Annotated in this window: 20 protein-coding genes; 8 read left to right on the top strand and 12 right to left on the bottom strand. The window is 72.6% G+C overall.

The genetic code is table 11. From position 1 onward, the window contains the following. Positions 1–2: 2 nt before the first annotated feature. Complete coding sequence (locus QRY02_RS43810) at positions 3–1,340, bottom strand: S8 family peptidase (RefSeq protein WP_285988570.1); 1,338 nt, start codon at positions 1,338–1,340, stop codon at positions 3–5. Positions 1,341–1,424: 84 nt separating this feature from the next. Between QRY02_RS43810 and QRY02_RS43805 the strand changes: the two genes are divergently transcribed. Then, positions 1,425–1,958, top strand: a complete 534-nt coding sequence (locus QRY02_RS43805) for a methylated-DNA--[protein]-cysteine S-methyltransferase (RefSeq protein WP_285988569.1) — start codon at positions 1,425–1,427, stop codon at positions 1,956–1,958. Between the two features lie 160 nt (positions 1,959–2,118). On the opposite strand, the gene QRY02_RS43800 is transcribed toward QRY02_RS43805, so the two are convergent. The 3 genes from QRY02_RS43800 to lysX all read right to left on the bottom strand — a co-directional run bounded on the left by QRY02_RS43800 (position 2,119) and on the right by lysX (position 6,735). Beyond that, on the bottom strand, positions 2,119–2,709 hold the full coding sequence (locus QRY02_RS43800; RefSeq protein WP_285988568.1) for a DinB family protein: 591 nt from the start codon (positions 2,707–2,709) through the stop codon (positions 2,119–2,121). A 72-nt stretch (positions 2,710–2,781) separates the two neighbouring features. After that, positions 2,782–3,348, bottom strand: a complete 567-nt coding sequence (locus QRY02_RS43795) for a hypothetical protein (RefSeq protein ID WP_285988567.1) — start codon at positions 3,346–3,348, stop codon at positions 2,782–2,784. A 63-nt stretch (positions 3,349–3,411) separates the two neighbouring features. Then, a complete protein-coding gene (gene lysX / locus QRY02_RS43790) occupies positions 3,412–6,735 on the bottom strand; it encodes a bifunctional lysylphosphatidylglycerol synthetase/lysine--tRNA ligase LysX (protein WP_285994090.1) in 3,324 nt (1,107 codons plus the stop codon). A 238-nt stretch (positions 6,736–6,973) separates the two neighbouring features. Here lysX and panB point away from each other — a divergent pair, with 238 nt between their 5' ends. Then, positions 6,974–7,843, top strand: a complete 870-nt coding sequence (gene panB, locus QRY02_RS43785; RefSeq protein WP_285988566.1) for a 3-methyl-2-oxobutanoate hydroxymethyltransferase — start codon at positions 6,974–6,976, stop codon at positions 7,841–7,843. Here the strand turns inward: panB and QRY02_RS43780 are convergent. Continuing rightward, positions 7,840–8,709, bottom strand: coding sequence for a cytochrome c oxidase assembly protein (locus QRY02_RS43780; protein WP_285988565.1), 870 nt, complete (start codon positions 8,707–8,709; stop codon positions 7,840–7,842). The two genes, panB and QRY02_RS43780, sit on opposite strands and share 4 nt — an antisense overlap. Position 8,710: 1 nt before the next feature. Then, positions 8,711–9,637: an undecaprenyl-diphosphate phosphatase gene (locus tag QRY02_RS43775; protein WP_285988564.1), complete on the bottom strand. Its 927-nt coding sequence runs from the start codon at positions 9,635–9,637 to the stop codon at positions 8,711–8,713. A gap of 477 nt (positions 9,638–10,114) precedes the next feature. On the opposite strand from QRY02_RS43775, the gene pip reads away from it, so the two are divergent. After that, positions 10,115–11,059 (top strand): prolyl aminopeptidase, encoded by a 945-nt coding sequence (pip, locus tag QRY02_RS43770; RefSeq protein WP_285988563.1) that lies wholly within the window; start codon positions 10,115–10,117, stop codon positions 11,057–11,059. Between the two features lie 80 nt (positions 11,060–11,139). Here pip and QRY02_RS43765 read toward each other — a convergent pair whose 3' ends face one another. Together QRY02_RS43765 and QRY02_RS43760 are read right to left on the bottom strand one after the other, a co-directional pair. Continuing rightward, positions 11,140–11,538 (bottom strand): hypothetical protein, encoded by a 399-nt coding sequence (locus tag QRY02_RS43765; RefSeq protein ID WP_285988562.1) that lies wholly within the window; start codon positions 11,536–11,538, stop codon positions 11,140–11,142. A gap of 34 nt (positions 11,539–11,572) precedes the next feature. Continuing rightward, positions 11,573–13,036: a PucR family transcriptional regulator gene (locus tag QRY02_RS43760; protein ID WP_285988561.1), complete on the bottom strand. Its 1,464-nt coding sequence runs from the start codon at positions 13,034–13,036 to the stop codon at positions 11,573–11,575. 101 nt (positions 13,037–13,137) lie between these two features. Here QRY02_RS43760 and gabT point away from each other — a divergent pair, with 101 nt between their 5' ends. From gabT to QRY02_RS43740, 4 genes are read left to right on the top strand one after another with little or no spacing between them, the layout of a single operon-like run. Continuing rightward, a complete protein-coding gene (gene gabT, locus QRY02_RS43755) occupies positions 13,138–14,493 on the top strand; it encodes a 4-aminobutyrate--2-oxoglutarate transaminase (RefSeq protein WP_285988560.1) in 1,356 nt (451 codons plus the stop codon). Then, a complete protein-coding gene (locus tag QRY02_RS43750; protein ID WP_285988559.1) occupies positions 14,490–15,917 on the top strand; it encodes an aldehyde dehydrogenase family protein in 1,428 nt (475 codons plus the stop codon). The genes gabT and QRY02_RS43750 overlap by 4 nt, the downstream gene beginning before the upstream one ends. Positions 15,918–15,922: 5 nt before the next feature. Beyond that, on the top strand, positions 15,923–16,444 hold the full coding sequence (locus QRY02_RS43745) for an HAD domain-containing protein (protein ID WP_285988558.1): 522 nt from the start codon (positions 15,923–15,925) through the stop codon (positions 16,442–16,444). Next, positions 16,441–16,773 carry a hypothetical protein gene (locus tag QRY02_RS43740; RefSeq protein ID WP_285988557.1) on the top strand — a complete coding sequence of 111 codons (333 nt, stop codon included), beginning with the start codon at positions 16,441–16,443 and terminating at the stop codon, positions 16,771–16,773. The genes QRY02_RS43745 and QRY02_RS43740 overlap by 4 nt, the downstream gene beginning before the upstream one ends. Here QRY02_RS43740 and QRY02_RS43735 read toward each other — a convergent pair. Both QRY02_RS43735 and QRY02_RS43730 read right to left on the bottom strand, forming a co-directional pair. Further along, positions 16,706–17,479, bottom strand: a complete 774-nt coding sequence (locus QRY02_RS43735) for a helical backbone metal receptor (RefSeq protein WP_285988556.1) — start codon at positions 17,477–17,479, stop codon at positions 16,706–16,708. The two genes, QRY02_RS43740 and QRY02_RS43735, sit on opposite strands and share 68 nt — an antisense overlap. After that, positions 17,476–18,882: an RNB domain-containing ribonuclease gene (locus tag QRY02_RS43730; RefSeq protein ID WP_285988555.1), complete on the bottom strand. Its 1,407-nt coding sequence runs from the start codon at positions 18,880–18,882 to the stop codon at positions 17,476–17,478. Before QRY02_RS43730 ends, QRY02_RS43735 begins: the two co-directional genes overlap by 4 nt. A gap of 130 nt (positions 18,883–19,012) precedes the next feature. Between QRY02_RS43730 and QRY02_RS43725 the strand changes: the two genes are divergently transcribed. Further along, positions 19,013–19,957 carry an ATP-binding protein gene (locus QRY02_RS43725; RefSeq protein ID WP_285988554.1) on the top strand — a complete coding sequence of 315 codons (945 nt, stop codon included), beginning with the start codon at positions 19,013–19,015 and terminating at the stop codon, positions 19,955–19,957. On the opposite strand, the gene QRY02_RS43720 is transcribed toward QRY02_RS43725, so the two are convergent. Together QRY02_RS43720 and QRY02_RS43710 are read right to left on the bottom strand one after the other, a co-directional pair. After that, positions 19,954–20,139, bottom strand: coding sequence for a hypothetical protein (locus QRY02_RS43720; RefSeq protein ID WP_285988553.1), 186 nt, complete (start codon positions 20,137–20,139; stop codon positions 19,954–19,956). The two genes, QRY02_RS43725 and QRY02_RS43720, sit on opposite strands and share 4 nt — an antisense overlap. A 3,647-nt stretch (positions 20,140–23,786) precedes the next feature. Beyond that, positions 23,787–24,773 carry a C40 family peptidase gene (locus tag QRY02_RS43710; protein WP_502874301.1) on the bottom strand — a complete coding sequence of 329 codons (987 nt, stop codon included), beginning with the start codon at positions 24,771–24,773 and terminating at the stop codon, positions 23,787–23,789. Positions 24,774–24,778: the final 5 nt, after the last annotated feature.

The raw sequence follows: 24,778 nt of genomic DNA, 5'->3' as shown, positions 1-24,778 counted from the left end.
CATCATCCCGCGCCGACGGCGCTCGCCGCATCGACCATCCCGTGGCCGTGGTAGGTCGTTCCGTCCTTCGTGGACGCGCAGACGGCGTCCGGGCACGGCAGCGGCGTCGCCGTGGCGTAGAGGGCGCGCTTGACCCGCTCGGCGCTCCAGTGCGGGTGCTCGCTCGCGATCAGGGCGGCGACACCGCTCGCGTGCGGCGCGGCCATCGACGTCCCGTTCGCGGACCGGTATTCGCCGTTCGGCCAGGTCGACCAGACGCGCGCGCCGGGCGCGGCGACGCTGATCCGGGACGCCGAGTAGTTCGAGAAGCTCGCTTTGACGAGCTTCTCGTCGAGCGCGCCGGTGCCGACGACGCCGGGCAGCTCGTGCGGCAGCCGGGTGCAGCTCGGGTCGATCCGGCGCTCCACCGGCGTGCTGTCGGCCGGGCTCTCCTTGTCCACCGCGCGCGTGTCGAGGTTGATCCCGGCGTTGCCGGCGGAGGCGACGACGAGGACGTTCCGGCGCTGCGCGTACGCGACCGCCCGGCCGACGGCGAGCTTCGCCGCGGCCTGGTCCGGCTGGTCGTCGCAGTTGTAGCGCCACGGGATCGAGCGGTAGCTGTTGTTGGTGACGGCGAACCCGTGCTCGGCGGCCCAGACGAACCCGCAGACCATGCTCTCGGCCGTCTCGGTGTCGTCGAGTTCGGCGAGCTTGACCGCGGCGATTCTCACCCCCGGAGCGACGCCGACGACGCCGGTTCCGTTGCGGGCCGCGGCGATCGTGCCCGCGACGTGCGTACCGTGGCCGTCGAGCGTGGGCCGCCAGGCACCGGGGCCACGGTCGGGCCGGCCGGACAGGCAGGAAACCGAATTCTTCGCGTCGAAGGCGGTTTTCAGGTCGGGGTGGGTGTCGTCGACACCGACGTCGAGGACGCCGACGAGGGTGCGCCGGCTGCCGTCGGTGACCCGGTGCGCTTCGGGGAGGTGCAGCGCCGGGACGTCCCATGCCGTCCCCTCCGGCGGGACCTGGCCGGAGTTCGGCGAGGCGGGGCCGGTGTAGCGGAGGTCCTTGCGGGACGCGAAGAACTCCTTCGGGATCTTCGCGGTGCGCGTCGCGCCGACAGCGTCGATACCCGGCGTTTTCCGGACCTTCGCGGCGAAGTCGTCCTTCGCGGTGTACGCGACGACGACGCCGATCTGCGGGTAGCTCGCGACGACGGTCCCGCCGGCTTGCTTGACGACGAGTTCGGCCCACCCCGTGTGGTGCGTGACGACGACGTGCGGCATGACCAGGGGGTCGGCGGCCGCCGGAGTCGCGATCAGGCCCAGCATGAGCGCCGTGGCCAGGATGATTCGCCGCACGCGTCCTCCTCGAATTCGCCCAAACCGAACTTAGCGATCATTCGCGGCAGGGCGGTACCCCTCTTCGGTCGTAGGCTGGGCGGCATGACGACGGGGTTCACGGTGTTCGACACGGCGATCGGGGCGTGCGGGCTCGCCTGGCGCGACGACGTCGTGGTCGGGACGTCACTGCCCGAGGGCAGTGAGGCGCGGACCCGCGCCTGGCTCGTCCGGCGGTTCCCGGACGCCGTCGAAGGAACGCCGCCGGCGCCGGTGCGGGCCGCAGTGGCCGGGATCGTGGCGCTGCTGGGCGGTGCGCGGCAGGAGCTGGCGTCGATCGAGCTGGACTTTTCCGGGGTGCCGGAGTTCAACCGGCGCGCGTACGAGGTCGCGCGGACGATCCCGCCGGGCAAGACGCTGACGTACGGGGACATCGCGCACCGGCTCGGGCAACCGGGGTCGGCGCAGGCCGTCGGGCAGGCGATGGGGCACAACCCGTTCCCGATCATCGTCCCGTGCCACCGGGTGCTGGCGGCCGGCGGGAAGGACGGCGGGTTCTCGGCGCGGGGCGGTGTCGGGACGAAACGCCGGATGCTCGTGATCGAGGGCGCGCTGGCGGACGAGCCGACGCTGTTCTGAGCCCGGCCGGCCGGGCTCAGAACGGCAGCCCGCGTGATTGGACGGTCGACTCACGTGATTGAAGGGTCGACTCGCGTGATTGGACGGACGACACGCGTACCTGGAGGGACGACACGTGTGTCTGAGGTTCGGCTCGCGGGTGGGCCGCGAGCCGAGCCGGTCAGGCCGGTTGGGACGCCGGGGTCCAGGGCTTGATCCAGGGGGACTCGGGCCAGCCCTCGGCCGCTGCCATCAGGGGGTACGCCGTGCCGCCGTCGATGTGCTCGCGGATGATGTCCGCGTGGCCGGCGTGGCGGGCCGTCTCCTGGATCAGGTGCAGCAGGACCCAGCGGACCGACCACGCCTCGACGTCCTGCGGGAACCAGGGCACGCCCTTCGGCACCGGGACCGCCTGGCCGAGGTCGTCGATGCCCGCGATGACCTCCGCCGTGCGCGCCGCCACCTCGTCGTAGCGGGCCAGCGCGCCTTCCAGGGTCTCGTCCGGGCCCAGCCGGTGGGCCGACTCGTACTCCGCCACCGCCTCGCTGAAGGGCTTCTGCGGCACCTGCAGCACCGTGTCGAGCCAGCTGTCCTCAGTGGCCGCGACGTGCTTGATCAGCCCGCCCACCGACAGCGCGCTCTTCGTCGAGGTGAGTCTCGCCTGTTCGTCGGTCAGCCCGTAGGCCGCCAGCCTGAGCACGTACCGCTGCTGTTCCAGGAAGCTCAGCAGCCCGTCACGCTCGTCGGCCACCGGGCGCACGTTTCCCGCCATGTCGATCCTTCCGTCCGTGGACACCTGCGGCGATCGTGCCACCCGGCACCGACATTTCCGGGCGGAATTCCGCTATCGGTGCGCGTGCCGCGGGGCGGGCTTGACGAAGGCGTACGCGCCGCCGATGCCGTACAGGGCCGCGCGGACCACCAGCTGCGCCCGCGTGAAAACGCCTTCGTAGCCGTCCAGCTGCCGAGCGAGCACGACGGCCAGCCAGGTCGCCAGCACCAGCACCAGGCCCACGACCGCGAGCGCGCGCCAGCCCGGCGGCCACCACAGGATCAGGCTGATCACCCCGGCCACCAGGACGACGCTGAGCAGCGACGACAGCAGGTCGCTGTGCTCGGGGTACAGGGCCTGCAGCAGCACGAGCACGCCGAACGCGCTCACCGAGATCGAACTGAGCCGCGCCGACCACTGGACCGGCCCGAGCCGGTGCAGCGGGGGCCCGGCGAGCGCGAACGCGACCCCGGCCACGGCGAGCAGGACCCGGAACACCGGCGGCCCGGTCAGCAGGGCCTCGGCCGGGTCCCGCACCGGGGACACGCCGGTGGGCAGGAAGAACTCCAGCAGCCAGCCCGAATACGCCAGGACGGCCACCCCCATCAGGAGGGCCGAGGCGATCCGAGCCGTGCGCACGAGGCAGAGCGTAAGCGACCGGCCGCGCCAAGGCCCGTCGCCGTGACCAGGTCCACCGAGTCGTTATGCCTGCGGTCGGACGAAGGGGAACAGGACCGTCTGGCGGATGGAGGCACCCGTGAGCATCATGAGCAGGCGGTCCACGCCCAGGCCGAGCCCGCCGGTCGGCGGCATGCCGTGCTCCAGGGCGAGCAGGAAATCTTCGTCCAGCTCCATCGCCTCGACGTCGCCGCTGGCCGCGCGCAGCGACTGCCCTTCCAGCCGCCGCCGCTGCTCGATCGGGTCGGTCAGCTCGGTGTAGGCCGTGCCGACCTCGGAGCCGAACGCGATCAGGTCCCAGCGCTCGGCCAGCCGCGGGTCCACCCGGTGCTGGCGGGTCAGCGGCGAGACGTCGGTCGGGTAGTCGGTGTAGAAGGTCGGCAGCACGGTCGCGCCCTCGACGAGGTGCTCGAACGCCTTGAGCACGAGGTCGCCGTGGCTCGGGTCCTCCCCCACCGGCACCCCGGCGGCCACGCACAGGCGGCGCAGCTCGGCCACCGGCGTCCCCGAGTCGATCTCCTCGCCGAACACCGCCGAGACGGCTGCGTGGACCGGCACGACGGGCCAGTCGCCGGAGATGTCGTACTCGACGACCTTCCCGTCGGCGTCGGGCCGCCGGACGACCTGGGCGCCGTACGCCGCTTCGGCCGCGTGCTGGACGAGCTCGCGCGTCAGCGTCCTCATCGTGTCGTAGTCCGCGTACGCCTGGTACGCCTCGAGCATCGTGAACTCGGGGTTGTGGGTCGCGTCGACGCCTTCGTTGCGGAAGTTGCGGTTGAGCTCGAAGACGCGCTCGACGCCGGCGACGCACAGCCGCTTCAGGTACAGCTCGGGCGCGATCCGCAGGTACATCCGCATGTCGTAGGCGTTGATGTGGGTGACGAACGGGCGGGCGTTGGCGCCGCCGTGCACCGTCTGCAGCATCGGCGTCTCGACCTCGAGGTAGTCGGCGTGGTGCAGCCGGTCGCGCACCGCGCGGACCACGGTGGACCGCAGCCGCAGCATGTTCGTCGAGTCCGGGTTGACCGCCAGGTCGAGGTAGCGCTGCCGGACCCGCGTCTCCGGGTCGGTGAGGCCCTTCCGCTTGTCGGGCAGCGGGTGCAGGCACTTCGCGGTGACCGTCCACTCGTCGACGAGCACCGAGAGCTCACCGCGCTTCGACGTCACGACCTGGCCGCTGACGCCGACGTGGTCGCCGAGGTCGACACCGGTCCGCCAGCGGGTCAGGTCCAGCTCGCCGGCTTCCAGCATCAGCTGGATTTCGCCGCTGAAGTCCTTGACCCGGGCGAAGCACAGGCCGCCGAGGATGCGCAGGTTCAGCACGCGCCCGGCGATCCGGACCCGGTGCCCGGTGGTGGTGTCGGGGGCCAGGTCGCCGTACTTCGCCACGACGTCCCCGATGTGGTCGTCACGGCGGAAGCCGACGGGGTACGGGTCGATGCCGGCCTCGCGCAGCTTGTCGAGCTTGGCGATCCGGACGCGGACCTGTTCGGGCCGCCGCCAGGCCTTCGGCGCCGGTGTCGCCGCCGACTCCTCGATCTCCTTGACCCGCGCGACGAAGCCGTCGCTGACCGTCTCCAGCCGCAGCGACCGCGCCCGTCCGGTCGGGACGAACCCTTCGAGCGCGCCCGCGACGATGCCGACCCGCGGCAGCCGCCGGGCCGAGGAGTAGCAGAGGAAGCGGGGCTCCCAGTCCGGCCCGTACTTGGCGTTGGACCGGTACAGCGACTCCAGCTGGAAGAACCGCGAGAACACGCTCAGGATCCCGCGCCAGGCCCGCAGCACCGGGCCCGCGCCGATCCGCTCGCCCTCGGAGAACACCGCGCGGAACATCGCGAAGTTGAGCGAGATCCGCTGCGCGCCGAGGTGCTGCGCGGCCGCGACCGTCTCGGCGATCATGTACTCGTTGAGGCCGTTCTCGGCGTCGCGGTCCCGGCGCATGAGGTCCAGCGAAAGCCCGCGACGCCCCCACGGGACGAACGACAGCAGCCCCCGCAGCTCGCCGTAAGCGTCGTAGGCCTCGACCATCACGCTGCGGCCGTCGCTGGGGTCGCCGAGCCGGCCCAGCGCCATCGAGAACCCGCGTTCGGTCTCGGCGCCGCGCCAGGCCTGCGCCCGGGCGAGCAGCTCGGCCATCTCGTGATCGGGGATCTCGCCGTGGCGGCGGACCCGCGAGGTGTAGCCGGCGCGCTGGATGCGCTTGACGGCCTGGCGGACCGAGCGCCGCTCCGGGCCGGCCAGGCTGAACTCGCGGACGTCGAGCACGGCTTCGTCGCCGATCTCCAGCGCCCGCAGGCCCGCCCCGGTGTACGCCTTCGCGCCGCGTTCGCTCGCCCCCAGCACGCCCGGGGTCCAGCCGTACCTGCGTGTCTCGTCGAGCCACGCGCGGACCGCGTCGGGCCACGCCTCCGGGTCGCCGACCGGGTCGGCGCTCGCGACGCTGGTGCCGCCGAGGACGCGGTAGGTCACCGCCGCGCGGCCGTTCGGCGCGAAGACGACGCTCTTGTCGCGCCGGGTGGCGAAGTAGCCGAGGGAGTCGTCCTCGCCGTGTTCGGCGAGCAGCTGACGCAGGCGGAGCTCGTCTTCGTCCGTCCGCAGGGCGCGGCTGCGCACCCCGCGGAAGAGCGAGTACAGCGCCGCGGTGGCGACCGCCGTCGCGCTGAGGTCGAGGAGGACGTCCAGCCAGCCGGGCCCCTCGCCCACGCCGATCCGGCGCAGCTGCAGGTTCTCGCCCGTGGCGTGGTTGACGACCCAGGCGAAGCGCTCCCACGTGTCGCCGAGGTGGCCGGGGAACGCCTCGGCCAGGCCCCACCCGACCAGGATGACCACGGCGAAGCCGCCGAACAGCACGCTGAGGCCGTCACGCCAGGCGCTCGGCGCGAGGCGGGCCGGGAACGCCGGGCGCAGCGCGAGCAGCAACACGATCAGCCCGATCGAGACGAGGTCGGCGACGGTCAGCACCCACAGCTGCGCCGGGATGTGCCGGACCTGCTTCGGGCCGAGCGTCAGCAGTTCGGGTGACCACAGCAGGGTCGCCTGGAGGACCAGCGTGAGCAGCAGCCCGCCGACCTGGAACAGCACCAGCGTGTACAGCGCCGCCTTCTTGCGGCGGCGCAGGGCGGCCCCGAGCACGACCAGCAGCAGCACCATGATCAGGCTTTCGCTGGTCGGCACGCTCAGGCCGGAGAAGGCCATGTCGATGCCGTTGAGCAGGCGGCCGTGCGCGCCGCCGGTGAAGAGCAGGATCACCGAGAACACCGCGGCCAGCTGGACCACGGTCGCGACGATGCCGCCCGCCTTCGCCTTCCAGGCGGGGAGGCGAAGGCGCGAGCTCGCGAGGTTTCCCATGGGTGGTTTCGTCGCCTTTCGCGGCCGGTCGGTGGTCATGCCCTCTTCTTGACGTAAGTGAACCCGGGTTGGTTGTCCCCCGACATCAACCTGAAGGCTGACGGCCCGTGGTCCCCGTGGGTGTGAAGCTTGTCGCACGCGGTTGGGGCCGGTCCGGGGGCGTGTCACCCTTTGAGACACCTCTGCTCCACGACCCGGGGACCTCGACGAGGCCTCGAGGGAAGGACGGTCGACGACGATGTCTGCCAGCGCCGAAGAACCCGCCCCCTACGGCACCGGACCCGCCGCTGCCGCGGCACGCACCCCGGGCCGGAAGGTCCGCGTCCACCACCTGCGCGAGCTCAAGGAACGCGGCGAACCGTGGCCCATGCTCACCGCGTACGACATGTACACCGCCGCCCTGTTCGACGAGGCCGGGATCCCCGTGCTGCTCGTCGGCGACTCCGCGGCCAACAACGTCTTCGGCTACGACACCTCGCTGCCGGTGACGGTCGACGAGCTGCTGCCGCTGGTCCGGGCCGTCACCCGGTCGGTCAAGCGGGCCCTGGTGGTCGCCGACCTGCCGTTCGGCTCCTACCAGCTCTCGCCGCAGCAGGCGCTGGAGACGTCGGTGCGGTTCATGAAGGAGGGCCGCGCGCACGCCGTGAAGCTCGAAGGCGGCCGGCGGTTCGCCGCGCACGTCGAGGCGCTGACCTCGGCCGGGGTGCCGGTCATGGGCCACATCGGCTTCACCCCGCAGAGTGAACACAACCTCGGCGGCTACCGGGTGCAGGGGCGCGGCGAAGCGGCGGACGTGCTGCTCGCCGACGCGCTGGCGCTGCAGGAGGCCGGGGCGTTCGCGGTGGTGATGGAGATGGTGCCCGCCGAAGCCGCCAAGCGCGTCACGGCGGAGCTGAAGATCCCGACGGTCGGCATCGGCGCGGGCCCCGACTGCGACGCCCAGGTGCTCGTCTGGCAGGACATGGCCGGGCTGCGGCGCGGCAAAGCACCGCGGTTCGTCAAGCGCTACGCCGACGTGGCGACGGTGCTGCAGGACGCGGCGACCGCGTTCGCCGAGGACGTCCGCCGAGGGGAATTCCCGGCGCCGGAGCACGCCTTCCACGACTAACCCCGGCCCTTGAACCGGTCGGAAAGGGCCGGGTCGGTCTCCCACCACAGTCCCGACGTCGATGCGGCGCCCGAAGCGGCTTCTTCGTCCAGCCGGGCGTCGATCTGCTTCGCGCGCCGCTCGTCGTCGCGGGCCCAGCGGACGAACAGCGCCACCACGAACGGCAGGCCCGCGACGTCGCCGCCGATCCACAGCACGCCCGCGCCGATGATCTGGTCGGTGCGGGGATCGGGCCCCCGGCCCGGGTGCGCGGCCGCGTAGTGCGCCGGGGCGAGCAGCGGGCCCAGCCACAGCACCAGACCGAGCGCGCCGTCGAAGATCACCTCGGCGAACGCGATCCACACCGACACCAGGTGCGGGTCCTCCCGCGGCGTCGGATCGAGGCCCAGGCGCGTCCAGAAGTAGGTGAAGCCCGCCAGCACGAGCACCAGCCGGACCAGGCCGTCGGCCACCGCCGAGCGCAGCGTGAGGTCGTACAGCGGCGTCAGGTACAGCACCAGCAGCGGGGCGACCAGGACGGCCGTGACGACGGGCGGGAACGTCAGCGCGCGGGCGAGCGGGCCGCGACCGTGCCGATGCAGCCACGGGGCCTCGACGGTGTCGAGGAGCAGCCGGATCGGCGCGCCCAGGGCGAGCAGCAGCGGCGTGATCATCAGCAGTGTGACCGTCTGGACCGCGCGGACCCAGAAGAACGTCGTGTCGTAGACCGCCAGCGGTGAGCAGGTGACGACCAGGATCGTCACCAGCCCTGCGAGGAACGCCGTCGTGCGGCCCGGCGGCCAGGCGCGGCGGCGGGCCGCACGGACGTAGAGCGTGCCCGCGAGGAGCACGCCGAGGACCGCCGGGGCGTCGAACGTCAGCGGCACGTCAGACCGCGAAGAAGATCAGGCTGCCGATTCCGGCGACCACGCAGTAAATGGCGAACGGGGTCAGAGTACGCGTTTCGAAGTATCCGGTGAGGAATCGGACAGAAATGTACGAAGCGACCCCGGCGATGACGCTGCCGACGAGTGCGGGACCGAGCGAAGCGTGGTTTTCGGGAGCGAACAGCGTCGGCATCTTGAGCACGCCCGCGGCGAGGATCACCGGCGTGGCGAGCAGGAAGGCGAACCGCGCCGCGTCCTCGTGCCCCAGCCCGCGGCGCAGGCCGGCGACCATCGTGATGCCCGAGCGGCTGATGCCCGGCAGCAGCGCGAGGATCTGCGCGGCGCCGATCAGCACCGCCTCGCCGACCCCCAGCTTCGCCAGCCGGACGTCAGTCGCCTCCTCGACGGAGACCGCCCGCATGACCAGCGTGTCCTCGGCGGAAAAGTCCACTGTGTCCGCTTCCTCCGCGGGCTTCTTCCGGGAGAACTTTTCGGCGGCGTAAAGGACACCGCCGTTGAGCGCGAGGAAGATCGCCGACGGCACCGGTTTGCCGAGGAAGTCGCGCAGCAGGCCTTCCAGGAGCAGGCCGGCCAGCCCGACCGGGATGGTGGCCAGCACCAGCAGCCAGGCGAGCCGCTGGTCCGGCGTGCGGACCTCGCGGTGGCGGACCGACGTCCACAGCCCGCCGATGATCCGCACCCAGTCCTTGCGGAAGAACAGGACCAGCGCAAGCGCGGTGGCGACGTGCATCGCCACCAGCACCGCGAGGTACGGCGAATCCTTCCCGATGCTCAGGTCCCGCTGCCACGAGCCGCCCAGCCAGGCGGGCAGCAGGATGCTGTGGCCGAGACTGGACACCGGAAACAATTCCGACACGCCTTGCAGCGCGCCGACGACAATTGCCTCGAGATAGGTCACCGCGGACATTCCGTACCCCTTTTTCCACATCCCGACACCGGAAAGTACCGGGCCTTTCGCAAGCGCCGGGCAAGGGGGACGACCGGGCTCAGCGTCCGCACAGGATCTGTTCACATGCATGAACATCAGTCATGTTCTTGACTGGTGTTCGGCTCGTGGCTTAGCGTTTAGCCCGTCGCCGCCACGACGAAGCATCGAACCTCGACGAGGAGGACGGGAATGCGTGTGCGGATCGCCGGCCGTCGTGATCACTCCGACGGCCTCGGCCGGGGCACCCGGATCCGGCCGGCAGTCACCTTTCACCTCGGAGAATGCGCGGAAGCGGCCGCGGGCCGCTGACGCACCCGGACGGGGACCCGCTCAGCCCGGCGGCGGGGGCGGGTCCCCACCTTTCTTGGTCGTCGTCCCGGCACCCGGCGGCGGGGCGTCGGGGCGACGGCCAAGCCCCTGCGGCACAGTGCTTTCCGATACGGCACAGTGACGGACATGGACGAGCTGTACCCGCCGATCTCCCCGCGCGCCGAGGGATTCCTCGAAACCGGCGACGGGCACCGGATCCGGTGCCAGGAGGCGGGCAACCCGGCCGGGAAACCGGTCGTGGTGCTGCACGGCGGCCCCGGCAGCGGGATCGCCCCGATGGCCCGGCGGCACTTCGACCCCGCGGTCTACCGGATCGTCCTGTTCGACCAGCGCGGCTCGGGGCGTTCGACGCCGGACGCGGGCGACCTCACCGCGAACACCCTGTGGCACCTGGTCGCCGACATGGAACTGCTGCGCGACCGGCTCGGCATCGAGCGCTGGCAGCTCTTCGGTGGCTCCTGGGGCGCGACCCTCGCGCTCGCTTACGCCGAGACGCACCCTTCGCGCGTCAGCGAGATCATCCTGCGCGGGGTGTTCACCGTCCGGCAGAGCGAGCTGGACTGGATCTACCGCGGCGGCGCGGCCCACCTGTTCCCCCGGGAGTGGGAAGCGTTCCTCGCCCCGCTCCCGGCGGCGCTCCGGGAGGACCCGCTGGCGGGGTACGCGGTGCTGCTCGACGACCCGGCCGAGGAGGTCCGCCACCGCGCGGCGGTGGCGTGGAGCACCTGGGAAGGCGCGACGGTTTCGGTGCTGCCGCAGGAATCGTTCATCCGCCAGTACGCGGACCCGGCGTTCGCGTGGACGTTCGCCCGGCTCGCGGTCCACTACTTCACCCGGGGCGCCTGGCTCGACGACGGCCAGCTGATCCGCGACGCGGGCAAGCTCGCGGGCATCCCGGGCGTGATCGTCCAGGGCCGCTACGACACGGTGTGCCCGCCGGTCACGGCGTACGAGCTGCACCGGGCGTGGCCCGGTTCGGAGCTGAAGCTGCTCGAAGGAGCCGGGCACGCGGTGACGGATCCGGGCGTCCTGGCCGCGTTGCGGGCGGCGACGGATTCGTTCCGGCCCTAGGGCTCAGGCGGCACCCGGCTCCGGATCGGGGGAAGTGCCCGCCGGGCAGACGGCTGAACGATCCGGGGGCCGACCGGAGCTCAGGGCCCACCCATCAGCGCGTAACCCACGAAGCAGCCGGGATCGGCTCGCACGAGAACGGTCAACGGAGTCCCCGCGGGCACCGGCCGGGTGACGAACACCGCGTGCGCTGCCCCGAACACCGTGCTCACCTCGTCGACCTGGATCAAGGACGTTTCGTCGCCGCCGAACCGGGCCGGCGGCACGCAGGGTGGCTTGCCGGTGGCACACCAGCCGGCCCCGGCGCAGGTCACGTCGCTGTGGTAGTCCCGGCCGGCGTGGTGGATCCGGTACGGGAGCCCGTCGGCGCCCGGCAGGGCGTACCCGAAGTGGTTGGCCGTCCACGGCAGGACGACCCACCCGCCCGCCGCCAGGAGCACGACCACGAGCGCCACCACAGCGACCCGTTTGCCCGTCATGCAACCGGGACGCCCGGCACGGCTCCGGCGTTGCTCAGGTCTGCAGCGCCACCCAAAGCTCGGCGCGGACTCCCGGTGAGTCCAGGTCGCGGCCCAGCAGCTCGTGTGCCTTGGTGATCCGGTTGCGCAGGGTGTGCCGGTGGACGCCGAGCCGCGCGGCCGCCACGTCCCAGTGGCCGTGGTGCTCCAGCCAGCAGCGCAGCGACTCGACCAGGTCGCCGCGGCCGGTTTCGTCGTGGCGGCGCAGCGGGGACAGCAGGTTCTCGCCGTAGATGCGGGCCACGACGGGGTCGATGAGCGACAGCAGGCCGCGGGCCGAGTGCTCGGCGTAGGTGACCAGCGGCTTGCCTTCGGCTTCAGCCGCGCGGGCCGCGAGGTCGGCTTGCTCCGCTCCCGCCGCGAAGTTCTCGAGCGGCACCGGGTCGGCGAGGCCCGCGTACATCGGCCCGACGCTCGCGGCCGCCGCCAGCGCGCGGTCCAGCACGTCGCCGCCCGAGCGGCCGGCCACCAGCACCGCCGAGCCCGACTCGGCGAAGAACAGTTCAGGCTCGCCCTCGAGCGCGTCGCACACCCGGCGCCGCTGGCCGGGGCCGCCCACCAGCGCCACCAGCGCCCACGGCGGCTCCGGCGGATCGCCCCACACCGTCGTCATCACCCCGAAGGCCAGTTCGCAACGGCCTTCCGCCAGCAGGTCGACCAGGCCGGTCCGCAACGACCGCCACGCGTGCGTGAGCTTCACGTCCTGTTCCAAGGCCAGGGAAAGCAGGGCGACCGCGGTGTTCACCACGTGCCGGCCCGCGGTGTCGAGCGGCACGGCCGTGCCGACCGCGAGCGCCCGGCGCACCCGCGTGGGAAGGGTCTGCAGCACCACTTCGTGGCCATCGAGCTCGAAGACCCGCATACCCGAACGAAGCAGTTTCAGTTCTTCGCGTACTTCGTCGGCGTAGGAATGGGCAACCGCGGGAGCGGCCCCCTCGACGCCCACGGTGTCGAGCAACAGCACCCAGCCGTCGACCAGCTTCGCCAGCTTGCGCAGCACCCCCGCCGGGCCGCCCTTGCCGACCGCCGTGCGGGTCAGGTCCTGCTGGGCGCGGCCGATGCGGACCGTCGTCGCGTACTCGTCGGCCGCCACCGCGCGCGAAACCGCGCGGGTGATCGCGATGAACGGCGTCTTCCGCGGCACCTCCAGCACCGGGAGCCCCACCTCGGCCGCCGTCGCCACGAGGGCCCGCGGGACCTCGTCGTGGCTCAGCCCGACACCGAAGCCGAGGCCGGCGACCCCCGCGTCCACGAGACGGCGCACGTAGGCCGGTGACGTCTCTTCGTCCAGGGCCAGACCGGTGGTGAGCAGCAGCTCGCCGCCCTCGAGGAACGCCTGGGGGTCGGTCAGCTCCGTCGGGTGGACCCAGCCGATCGGGCGGTCCAGGAGATCACTGCCGGTCAGCACCCGCAGCCCGAGCGGGCGCTCGGCGGCCAGCCCGGCCAGCGTGAGTGCCATAACGGCCAATCCTACGCGTCGAGTTGGCCGGAACGGCCAGCTGACGACGCCCGGCGGGGCACTCATCCTGAGGACGTCCACCGACTTCCCAGGAGCACGCCGTGACCGCAAGCACCACCGCCGGGCCGCAGGCCCCGGCGCCCCGCCAGCGCAGGCTGCAGACCGAGATTCCCGGCCCCCTCTCGCGCGAGCTGCAGCAGCGCCGCGCCGCCGCCGTCGCCGCCGGGGTCAGCTCGGTGCTGCCCGTCTACGTCACCTCCGCCAGCGGCGGCCTGCTCACCGACGCCGACGGCAACGTGCTGATCGACTTCGGCTCCGGCATCGCGGTGACCAACGTCGGGCACTCCGCACCGGCGGTGGTCGACCGCGTCCGCAAGCAGGCCTGCTGGTTCACCCACACCTGTTTCATGGTCACGCCGTACGAGGGGTACGTCGAAGTTTGCGAAGCGCTGGCCGAGCTGACGCCGGGCGACCACGCGAAGAAGTCGGTGCTGTTCAACTCGGGCGCCGAAGCCGTCGAGAACGCCGTGAAGATCGCGCGGGTCGCGACCGGGCGCCAGGCCGTCGTCGTGTTCGACCACGCCTACCACGGCCGCACCAACCTCACGATGGGCATGACCGCGAAATCCGTGCCCTACAAGCACGGCTTCGGCCCCTTCGCGCCCGAGGTCTACCGCGTGCCGGGCTCGTACCCGTTCCGCGACGGCCTGTCCGGCCCCGAAGCGGCGGCGCTGGCCATCGACCGGATCGAAAAGCAGATCGGCGGTGACCAGGTGGCCGCGGTGGTCTTGGAACCGATCCAGGGCGAGGGCGGCTTCATCGAGCCCGCGCGCGGTTTCCTGCCCGCGATTGCGGCTTGGTGCCGCGAAAACGGCGTCGTGTACGTCGCCGACGAGGTCCAGACCGGCTTCTGCCGCACCGGGTCGTGGTTCGCCTCCACCGACGAGGACGTCGTGCCGGACCTGATCGCGACGGCCAAGGGCATCGCCGGCGGCCTGCCGCTGTCCGCCGTCACCGGCCGCGCTTCCCTGCTCGACGCGGTTCCCCCGGGCGGCCTCGGCGGCACGTACGGCGGCAACCCGATCGCGTGCGCCGCGGCGCTCGGCTCGATCGAGACGATGAAGACCGAGGACCTCGCCGCGTCGGCCAAGCGCATCGAAGGCGTCGTGCTGCCGCGACTGCGGGCGCTGGCCGCCGAAACGGGCGTCATCGGCGACGTCCGCGGACGCGGCGCGATGCTGGCCGCGGAGTTCGTCAAGCCCGGTTCGGCGGAGCCCGACGCCGACCTCACCAAGCGCGTCGCGGCGGCCTGTCACCGCGCCGGGGTCGTCGTGCTGACCTGCGGGACCTACGGCAACGTCGTCCGGCTGCTGCCGCCGCTGTCGCTGGCCGACGACCTGCTCGACGAGGGCCTCTCGGTGCTCGAACACGCGGTCCGGACGGAGGTCCGCGCATGACGTTCCCGTTCTGGGTCGCCGGGAAGCCGGTGACCGGCGGCGCGACGGCCGTCGTCCGCCATTCGTTCGACGGCTCCTCCGCCGGGTCGCACTTCGTTCCTTCTCCGTCGGACGTCGAGGCCGCGGTGCAGGCGGCTCACGACGTCGCCGACGAGTTCGCGACGCTGCCCGCGCACGTCCGCGCCGGGGCGTTGGACCACGTGTCCCGTTCGCTGGGTGAGCGGTCCGAAGAGATCGCTTCGCTCATCACGGCGGAGTCGGGCAAGCCGCTGAAGTGGGCGCGCGGCGAGGTGGGGCGCGCGGTCTCGACGTTCCGCTGGGCGGCGGAGGAGGCTCGCCGCTTCTCGGGCGAGCTGCAGCGACTCGACACGGACCCCGGCGGCACCGGCCGGCTGGCGCTGGTCCGGCGGGTGCCGCGCGGCCCGGTGCTGGGCATCACGCCGTTCAACTTCCCGCTGAACCTGGTGGCGCACAAGGTGGCGCCGGCGATCGCGGTCGGCGCGCCGATCGTGCTCAAGCCGGCGCCGGCGACACCGCTGACGGCGTTGCTGCTGGGCGAGATCCTGGCGTCGGCGGACCTCCCGGCGGGGTCGTGGTCGATCCTGCCGGTGGGCAACGAGACGGCGTCCAGTCTCGTCGAGGACCCGAGGCTGCCGGTGGTGTCGTTCACCGGCTCGGTCCCGGTCGGCTGGGCGATCCGCGACCGCGTCCCGCGCAAGCACGTGGCGCTGGAGCTGGGCGGCAACGGCGCGGTCCTGGTCTGCCCGGATTGGCCGGACCTGGACTTCGCGGCGCAGCGGATCGCGACGTTCGCGATGTACCAGGCGGGGCAGTCGTGCATCTCGGTGCAGCGGGTGTACGCGCACACTTCGGTGTTCGACGCGCTGGCGGAGAAGGTGCTCGCCGAGGTCCGGGCGTTGCGCACCGGCGACCCGCGCGCGGAGGGCGTCGACGTCGGCCCGCTGATCAACGTCGACGCGGCCAACCGGGTCTCGTCGTGGATCGCGGCCGCGGTGTCTTCCGGCGGCCGCCTGCTCACGGGCGGCGGGCAGTCGGGGGCCACGGTGGAGCCGACGGTGCTGGCGGACGTCCCGGAGGACGCGCCGGTGATGGCCGAGGAGGTGTTCGGGCCGGTGGTTTCGCTGGTCCGGGTGCCATCGGTGGCCGACGGGGTCGCGCGGATCAACGCGTCCCGCTTCGGGTTGCAGGCGGGCGTGTTCACCCGCGATGTGCCGACGGCGTTCTCGGTGTCGGCCGCGTTGAAGGTGGGCGGGGTGATCGTCGGGGACGTGCCGAGCTTCCGGGCGGACCAGATGCCGTACGGCGGGGTGAAGGATTCGGGCGTGGGCCGCGAGGGCCCGGCGGCGGCGATGGCGGACTTCACGGAGGAGCGGGTAACGGTTTTGACCGGTCTGACGCTGTAAGCCGGGTGAGACCGCTGATCCTGCTCGACGTGGACGGCCCGCTGAGCCCGTGGGCGGCCCCGCGTCACGCGAAGCCCGCCGGCTACGTCGAGCAGTCGCTGCGGCTCTCCCGCTGGAGCCGCAAGCGGCTGCGGATCTGGCTGAACCCGGCCCACGGGCCCGCGCTGCTCGCCCTGGCCGGTTCCGCGAACGCGGAGCTGGCCTGGGCGACCAGCTGGGAACACCGGGCGAACCGCCAGGTGGGTCCGGCGATCGGCCTGCCGCGGCTGGCGGTGGTCGAGTTCGCCGGCCCTCAGCCGGCGTGGAAGTTCGGCCCGGTGGCCCGCTTCGCCGCGGGCCGCCCCCTGGCCTGGTTCGACGACGACTTCGACCTGTTCCCCGAGGCCCGGCAGGCGTTCGTCGAGCGCCGGGCGGGCGTCCCGACGGAGCTGATCCCGGTCGACGCGCACACCGGCTTGACGAGCGAGCACTTCGAGCGCCTCGAAGCCTGGCTGAGCGGCCTGGAATGCGGTCGGGAGGCCTCATGACTCTGCCCCGCAGGGGTTCGCGGCGGATCACCGTCGACGGCACCGACTACCGCTGGGCGGTCCGCCGCAAGCCGACCTACTCGCAGGGGATCGGCGCCACCATGACCTTCGCGGTCGAGCTCGCCGAGCGGCCCGGCGCCACCCTCGTCGTCGACACCGGGCGGCCGCGGCCGGACAACTGGCTCCGGCTCGCGACCGAGCCCGTCCGTCCGCCGGAGGTTGCCGAAGCCGTGCGGGCCGCGCTCGCGCGAGGCTTCGACTTCACAGTCCCGCCAAAGCCTCCGTCAACGCGGCGTGCGCGTCGACCAGCGACGGCCCGTACCAAGTGAGATACCGGCCCGACACCAGGAGGTACCGCGCGTCCGGGAAGTGGTCCGGGCCGTCCTCCTCCGTGAACGCGTACGGCTCGTCCGGCAGCACCAGCAAATCCGCGTCCGCCGCGAAACGCGCCCTCAGCTCCTCCACGTCCGGGCGCGGGTAGCGCTCCTCCGCGTTCGCGTACGCGTTCGCCACGCCGACGCGGCGCAGGACGTCACCCGCGAACGTGTCGCGGCCCAGGACGATCCACGGCTTGCGCCACACCGGGACCACCGCGTGGAACCGGACCGGCCGGACCCCGCGCCAGACCTCTTCCGCGGCCACCAGCCAATCCGGCTCGCTGAGCTCGTACGCCTGCGTCAGGATCCGGCGCAGCGAGCCCAACGCGGCGGGCACCGAAGCCGCCGCGGCCATCACCCACACCGGGATTCCGTTGGCGCGCAGGCGTTCCACGTCCTCCGGGCGGTTCTCCTCCGCGTTCGCCAGCACCAGGTCCGGCGCCAGGTCGAGCACCCGGTCCAGCTTCGGGTACTTCGACCCGCCCACGCGCGGCACGTCCAAAGTGGATGGATGCGTGCAGTAGTCCGTCGCGCCGGCGAGGCGTCCGGGTGCGCTGACCTCGACCGCTTCGGTCAGCGACGGCACGAGCGACACCACCCGCGAAGCCGGTCCGGACAGCGGCACCGGCTCACCGAGATCGTCGACGAGGTAGGTCATGCGCGTTCGAACGACACCTTCCGCTTGTCGACGTCGACCGCGGTCAGCCGGACCGCGATCCGCTCGCCCGCGGTCAGCCGCTCCCCCGCGCACTTCGCCATCACCGTGGGGTCCTCGACCAGGATCTCCGCCTTGTTCTCGTCCGCGCGCAGCACCACCGCGCTGAACTCGCCGCCGACGTGCTCGGCCAGCACCCACGCCTCGACCTGGTCGATGCACGCGCGCTCGACCTTCGCGGCGAGGGTGTCCGATGCGCTCATCCGCTCCGGGACGTCGGCCAGCGCCGCGCGCACCCACTCCGGGACCTCGCGGCCGGCCGAGACGGCGAGGCAGATCTCCGTGGCGAACCGGTCGACCAGCCGCCGGATCGGCGCCGTGACGTGCGCGTACGCGCCGCCGATGCCCGCGTGCGTCGTCAGCGCCGGCAGCTCGCCGTCGAACGCCGTGTAGCCCGCGCCGCGCAGCAGCCGTGTCGTGTCGGCGTAGAGCGCCATCGACGCCGGCTGCCCGGGGTCCAACCGGGACAGGAATTCGGAGACGGTCGTCTCGGGCGCCCACACGATGCCCAGCGCTTCGGCCGAGCGGCGCAGCCAGTCGATGGCCTCGGGCTCCGGGTCGGGCAGCGTGCGCAGGACGCCGATCCGCGCGTCGAGCATGATCCGCGCCGCGGCCATGCCGGTGAGCAGCGAGATCTCGGCGTTCCAGGCGTCGACGGCGGTGCGCGGGCGGCGGGCGAGCACCCAGCCACCGTCCGGGTCACCGGTGATTTCCTGCTCCGGCAGCTGCAGCTCGACCGCGCCGCGCCGGACGGCCAGTTCGCGCCGCCGCCGGCCCAGCTCGGGCAACGCGGCCACCGACGGGTGCGGGTTCCCGGCGTCGAGCGCGGCCTGCACCGTCTCGTAGTCGAACTGCTCGGTGGACCGGACCAGCGCGCGGCGGACGCGGGTCGCGGTCGGCTCGCCGGCGTCGTCGGTCTCGATGGTCCACAGCACCGCGGGCCGGACCTCGCCGGGCAACAGGCTGGCCGCGCCTTCGGACAGCACCGGCGGGTGCAGCGGGACGTTGCCGTCGGGCAGGTAGAGCGTCTGCCCGCGCTGGCGCGCCTCGCGGTCGAGCGCGCCGCCGGGCGGGACGAACGCGGCGAGGTCGGCGATGGCGTAGTGCACGCGGAAGCCGTGCGCGGTCTTCTCGACGACCATCGCCTGGTCGAGGTCCTTGGCGCCGGGCGGGTCGATGGTGACCAGCGGCAGGTCCGTCGCGTCCTCCCGGGGACCCGCGCTGGCCAGCGGATCCAGCACCGCCGCCTCCGCCTCGGCCAGCACCTCGGGCCCGAACGACTCCGGCAGCGAAAACTCGGCACGCAGGGGGCCGAAGTCCCCGCCCGCCGAGTGTGTCCTGATCACGAGGGGAGGCACCCCCCAACCCTAACCCGAGCCGGGCCTCCTGATCGCCCGATCGGGCGCGGGCCGGTCGGGTGTACGTTGCCGAGGTTGAAATGAAAACCGTCATCATTGCCAGAAGGGGATTCCGACCGTGAAGATCGCGTTCGTCGGCAAGGGCGGCAGCGGCAAGACCACGTTGTCGTCGTTGTTCGTCGCGTACCTCGCCGACGCCGGCTTGCCGGTGCTCGCCATCGACGCCGACATCAACCAGCACCTCGCGGTGGCGCTCGGCGCGACCGAGGAGGAAGCGCTCGCCTGGCCGACGCTGGGCGACAACATGGCGCTGATCAAGGACTACCTGCGCGGCGACAACCCGCGGATCCCGGACGCGGCGTCGATGATCAAGACGACCCCGCCGGGCCGCGGGTCGAGGCTGGTCCGGCCGTTCGAGGACAACCCGGTGTTCTCGGCGTGCTTCCGGCAGCTGGGCGGTGTGCGGCTCGGCGTCACCGGCCAGTTCGACGAGGACGACCTCGGCGTCAAGTGCTACCACTCGAAGGTGGGAGCGGCGGAGCTGCTGCTGAACCACCTGGTGGACGTCGACGGCGAATACGTCGTGATGGACATGACCGCGGGCGCGGACGCGTTCGCTTCGGGGCTGTTCACCCGGTTCGACGTGACGTTCCTGGTGTGCGAGCCGACGGTCCGGAGCGTGGGTGTGTACCGCCAGTACGCGGACTACGCCCGCGACTTCGGCGTGCGGCTCGTGGTGGTGGGCAACAAGGTGACGGACGCCGACGACGTCGAGTTCCTGCAGGACCAGGTCGGCTCCGCATTGCTGGGCTGGATGTCGGCGTCCCGGCACGTGCGTGCGGCGGAGCGCGGCGCGGCCCGGCCGATCACCGAGCTCGAGCCGCGCAACCTGGAGACGCTGAGTTCGATGCGGGCAGCGGTCGACGCGGAACAGCGCGACTGGGCGCGCTACCAGCGCCAGGCGGTCGAGTTCCACCTGCGAAACGCCCGCGCCTGGGCGGGCGCCGACCTCGTCTCGCAGGTGGACCCGGAGTTCGTCCTCAGCCCGCAGCTGACGGTTTAGTCGTCTTCCTCGGCATCGGCCCGCCGGGTGCGCTCTCGCGCGATGTCGAGGGCGCGCCGGGCGGTGGCCTCGTCCGGGTACGGGCCGAGCAGGTCGACGCTGCGGCTGCGTTCGAGGTGCTCGACCTGGTGGGTGCGGGTGTTGTAGTACCACCCCTGGTCCGGGTTCGGGTCTTTGGACATGCTCCTAGGTTCGCACCCGCGGCCCGGGCTGTCAGCGCTTGTACCGGTAGGGGATCTCGGTCGGCTGCCCGGTGGGGCCGAAGTCCTGGGGTTCTTCGGGCTCTTTGGGTTCGGTGAATTCGTCGAACCAGCCACGCGCGGTACCCCGGGGAGGGGTCTCGGGCTCTTGCCGCGAGGGCTGCGGGAGGGGGGTGTCCCGCCCGGGGAAAACGGGCCGCGCGTTCGGCGCCGCGGGCGGAACGGGCGGCATGGTCCCGGGCCCCGGGAAGACGGGCCGCGCGGGCGCGGCATGCCGGGCCGGGAAGGGCTGCGGGGTCGACTCCGGACCGGGAAAGACCGGCTTGGGACGTGCTGGTGGGGTGGGGTTCGGGGGTGGGGTGGTGCTTTGTGCGGGGTTGGGAAGCGGCGGGGTGCCCGCGGCCGGGGTGATGCGTGGTGCGGGTGTGGCGCTGGGGGCCGGGATGGCGCCTTGCGTGGGAGCGGGCGGGGTGCCGGGGGCCGGGGCGATGCCTTGCCCATGAGCGGGCGGAGTGCCGGGGGCCGGGGTGGCGCCTTGCGTGGGGTGGGGAATCGGCGTGGTGCCGGGTGGCGTGGGAGTAGCGGCCGGGCTGGTGCCGGGCGTCAGCGGGGAACCTGCTGAGCCGGTGCTTTGCGCCGAGCCGGGCACCTGAGGGGTGCCGGGTACCGCGGGCGAGCCCGCCGGACCACTGGCAGGCGCGTAGCCGGGCCCTGGCGCGGAGGGGCCTGCCTGTCCCATGTCAGGCGCCACCGGGGAACCTGCTCGGTCGGCACCGTGCGCCGAGCCGGGCATCTGAGGCGTGCCGGGCATCGATGGAGACCCGACCGAGCCACTGCCAGGCGCGTAGTTCGGCACTGGCGTGGAACCAGTGAGGTCCGTGCCTTGCGTAGGCGCGACATCCGGCTGGTGGATGGGCCCGGCTGCGGGGCTCGGGACCGGCGAGGCGAAGGTGGTGGGGCTGGGTGCGACGGGAGGGTCGGCAGGGCTGGTGCCGCGGTCGGGCGCTGCGCCCGACACAGGGCTGGCGCCGTGTATGGGACTGGCGCCCTGCGTGGGGGCAGCGCCGGGCGCCGGACTGAGGCCCGATGCGGAGGCCGGCACCGGGCCGAGGCCGGGCGCCGGCAGGTCCGCGGGTCCCCAAGGGGGCTTGGGCAGATGCGAGCCGAGCATCGGTGGTTGCGCCTCTGGCGGAGCAGGCTGAGGCGCATCACCCGAGGCTGCCGTTGGCTGGGAAGCCATATCGGGTGCCGTCGGCGGTTCGGCGGCCGGTTGCACGCCGCCGGAAGCAACCTCCGGCTGCGAGATGGCACCGGGTGCCTGTGATTCGGTGGGCGACTGCACTCCCGTGGGAGCCGCCGCCTGGGAAGCCGCATCGGGGGCCGCCTGCGATTCAAGGGCTGGCGGCGCGTCGGCCGAAGCAGCCGCCGGCTGCGAACCAGCGTCGGACGCCTGCGATTCGGCAGGCGATTGCACTCCCGAAGCAGCCGCCGACGGCGAAGCCGCATCGAGGGCCGCCTGCGATTCAAGGGCTGGCGGCGCGCTGACCGGAGCAGCCGCCGGCTGCGAACCAGCGTCGGACGCCTGCGATTCGGCAGGCGACGGCACTCCCGAAGCAGCCGCCGACGGCGAAGCCGCATCGAGGGCCGCCTGTGATTCAGGGGCGGCCGGCGCGCCGGCCGAAGCAGCCGGCTGCGGAACCGCTTCGGGGGCCGCCTGCGGTTCGGCGGCCGGTTGCGTGTCCGGTGGCGTTGGGGGCTGCGAACTCGCAGATGGGACTTCCAGCGGCGCGGTGGACGAGCTTGGCTGGGAGTCCGCCCTCACGGGCTGGATCGGTTCCGCCGGTGCGGGCGCGGCCGGCTCGGGACGGCCTGCCTCGGCCGCCGGGGCTTCGGCGGGTGTGAGTGCGACTGCCTCGGCTGGGGGATCTTTCGGCCGCACTTCTTCGGCCGCCGCAGGTTCCGTCGCCTCCGGGTGAGCAGCATCATCTGGCGCCGGTCCGGCTGATGCCGATACGGCAGCCTCAGACCCGCCCGCCTCCCGCGGCGCGGCAACTTCCGGCTGGTCGGAGCCCGGTGGCACCGATTCTGGCGCAGCATCGGACCGGCTCACATCCCGCGGCGCCGATGCGGGCGAACCCGATTGGGCAGTCTCTGGCCGATCCACCTCGTCCGCTGCCGGGGCAGGAACCTCTTGCCGATCCGCAGACTCCGACTGCACCGGCTCACTTGGTGCCGAAGTAGCGACCTCCGGCTGGTCAAGATCCCGAGGCACCGACTCCACCGGTGACGGGGCAACATCTCGCCGATCCGCATCTCCCGACGCCGGTTCGCCAGGGGCCGAGGCCGCAGACTCCCCCGAGACCGGTTCGCCTGAGGCCGGTGCAGCAGCGCCTGGTCGGTCCGTGTCCTGCCCCACCGGTTCACCCAGGGCCGACGCTGCAACCTCCTGCCCCACCGACTCGCCCGGGGCCGACGCTGCAGCCTCCGGGTGGTCTACATCTTGCGGCGTCGGAGCCGGCCGCGGCTCGGGGCGAGATTCCTCTCCCCCCGCAGGCTCGCTCACCAATGCCGCAGCCTGCTCAGGCGCCGCTGTCTCGGGCGACGACGACACTCCACGCTCGCCCACCACCACCGGCGAAACCACAGCAGGCTCTGCCGCCGGAACAACAGTCTCCGGGCGAACTGACGACTCCCCAGCCGATGGCCGCTGCTCCGCGCGCTCGTCCTGAGCCGGGGCCGCCGCGTGCCGGGGGGATGACTGGGGGGCCTTTACCGGGCCCGGCAGTTCCGACTCGGCCGTCACCGACCACTGCGGCTCCGCCGCCGCCGAGGGGGCAGACGCGGCCGGAGACGTGGCAGACGCAGCCGCCGGTGGCGCCGGGTCGTGGCGGCGGCCCGGCTGCGGTGCGTACATGTGCTGCTCGGGCGTCCCCGGCACCGACTGCGCCGGGGGCGGGTGCGGCACCGTTCGCCAGACCGGGGCCGGGCCGATGTTCATCGGGGCCGGCGCTGCCGCCGGGACGTGGCCTGACGGGGATGCCGCCGGGGGTGCCGGGCGGGCCGCCGGCTTGGGGATCGGGTCCAGGCTCGAGACCAGCACCGATGTGTTCTCGGGGTCCAGGACCTTCCGGCCGCTCCGCTCGCGGTAGACCATCTCGCCGTCCGCGTCCATCTCCACCAGGTAGCCCGCCTCCGCGAGCTGCTCCTCGTCGAGGTCCGCCAGCTTTTCGTAGCGCGACGGCACCACCCGGTAGATCGGCCACGCCAGGCCCGCGTGCTCCGCGTGGAACTGGGCCAGCAGCGCCGCCATCTGGTGCTGCCACGGCAGCGACATGCCCTCGGCCAGCGAACGAGGCAGCACGACGTACCCCGCGTCCACTCCCGGGTAGCCCTGAGCGAGCTGGTCGGCCAGGGGGGTGCTGGACGCGGGCCGGGCGCTCTGCCGGGGCGGCTGAGGCGCGCCGAACAGCGCCGCCGGGTCACGGGGCTCGCCCGATCCGGGCTTGCCCCTCCTGCCGAATTTGCGTCCCACGTGCTCATCCTCTGCCAGTACGCGGCCACCTGCTCGTGGAAGGCGCCGCGACGTCGGGTGAATCGGTGCGATCCTGTCCAGGCCCTCGCGACCCATGCTAAACGCCGGGGCGGACCGCCTGCGGCACGAGTTGGCGCTCGCCGAACGAGAAGGCCCGGGTGTGCACCGGAACGCCGGTCTGCTGCGCTTCGACGACCTTGTCGTTGCCGAGGTACATCATCACGTGGTGAATCGCGGTGGGGTCCGACGGATCGGTGGAGAGGAACAGCAGGTCACCGGGCTGCGCCTCCCGTACCGGCAGCATCGCGCCCGCGTGGTACTGCTCGCGTGACGTGCGCGGCAGGATGATCCCGGCCGACTCGTAGGCCCGCAGCATCAGCCCCGAGCAGTCGTAGGAATTCGGTCCCGTGGCGCCCCACACATACGGCTTCCCCTGCTCGCCCAGCGCGAAACTGATCGCCTTCGCGGCGGCCTGGCTGGGCGGCAGCAGCGCCCCCATGCCGGTGCCGCACGCAACGACGTCGACGACCTGGCCGACCGACTCCACCAGCGTCGCCGCCATCGGCTCCCACTTGTGGTAGCGGTCCGGGAAGCCCGAGCGCTCCACCGCCTGGGCCGCGTCGCCCGGCCGCTTGTTCTCCCAGCCCCGCACCGCGAGCAGGACGTCGTAGAACTTGTTGACCGCGTACGTCGGGTTGGTGACCTCGGCGACCGAGCCCCAGTTCATCGACGGCCGCATCTGGAAGATGCCCTGGGAGTCGCGGTCGCCGTAGGTCAGGTTGTGCAGCCCGGACTCGGTCATCCCGGCCTGGATCGCGACCTGCCACGCGCGCGGCGCGAGCGTGCGCTGCTTGCCGATCGAGATGATCAGCGCGACGATGCCGCGCTGCTCGTCGTCCAGCTTCGACGCGTCGACCTTGCCGCGGTCGCCCTGGCCGGGCTGCGTCGGCCCGACCGAAGCGTCGCAGCTCATCAGGGACACACCGCGGGCCTGCGCCTGCTGGTTGTCGATGACGACCTTCGCGGCGACCGCGGTCACGACCAGGGCGCCGATCGCGAGGAACACGACCAGCCCCAGCCACAACCCCA

The sequence above is a fragment of the Amycolatopsis sp. DG1A-15b genome (assembly GCF_030285645.1).
Taxonomy (GTDB): Bacteria; Actinomycetota; Actinomycetes; order Mycobacteriales; family Pseudonocardiaceae; genus Amycolatopsis.
Note: the sequence above shows the minus strand (reverse complement) of the source record. Positions and strands in the feature narration are given on the sequence as shown.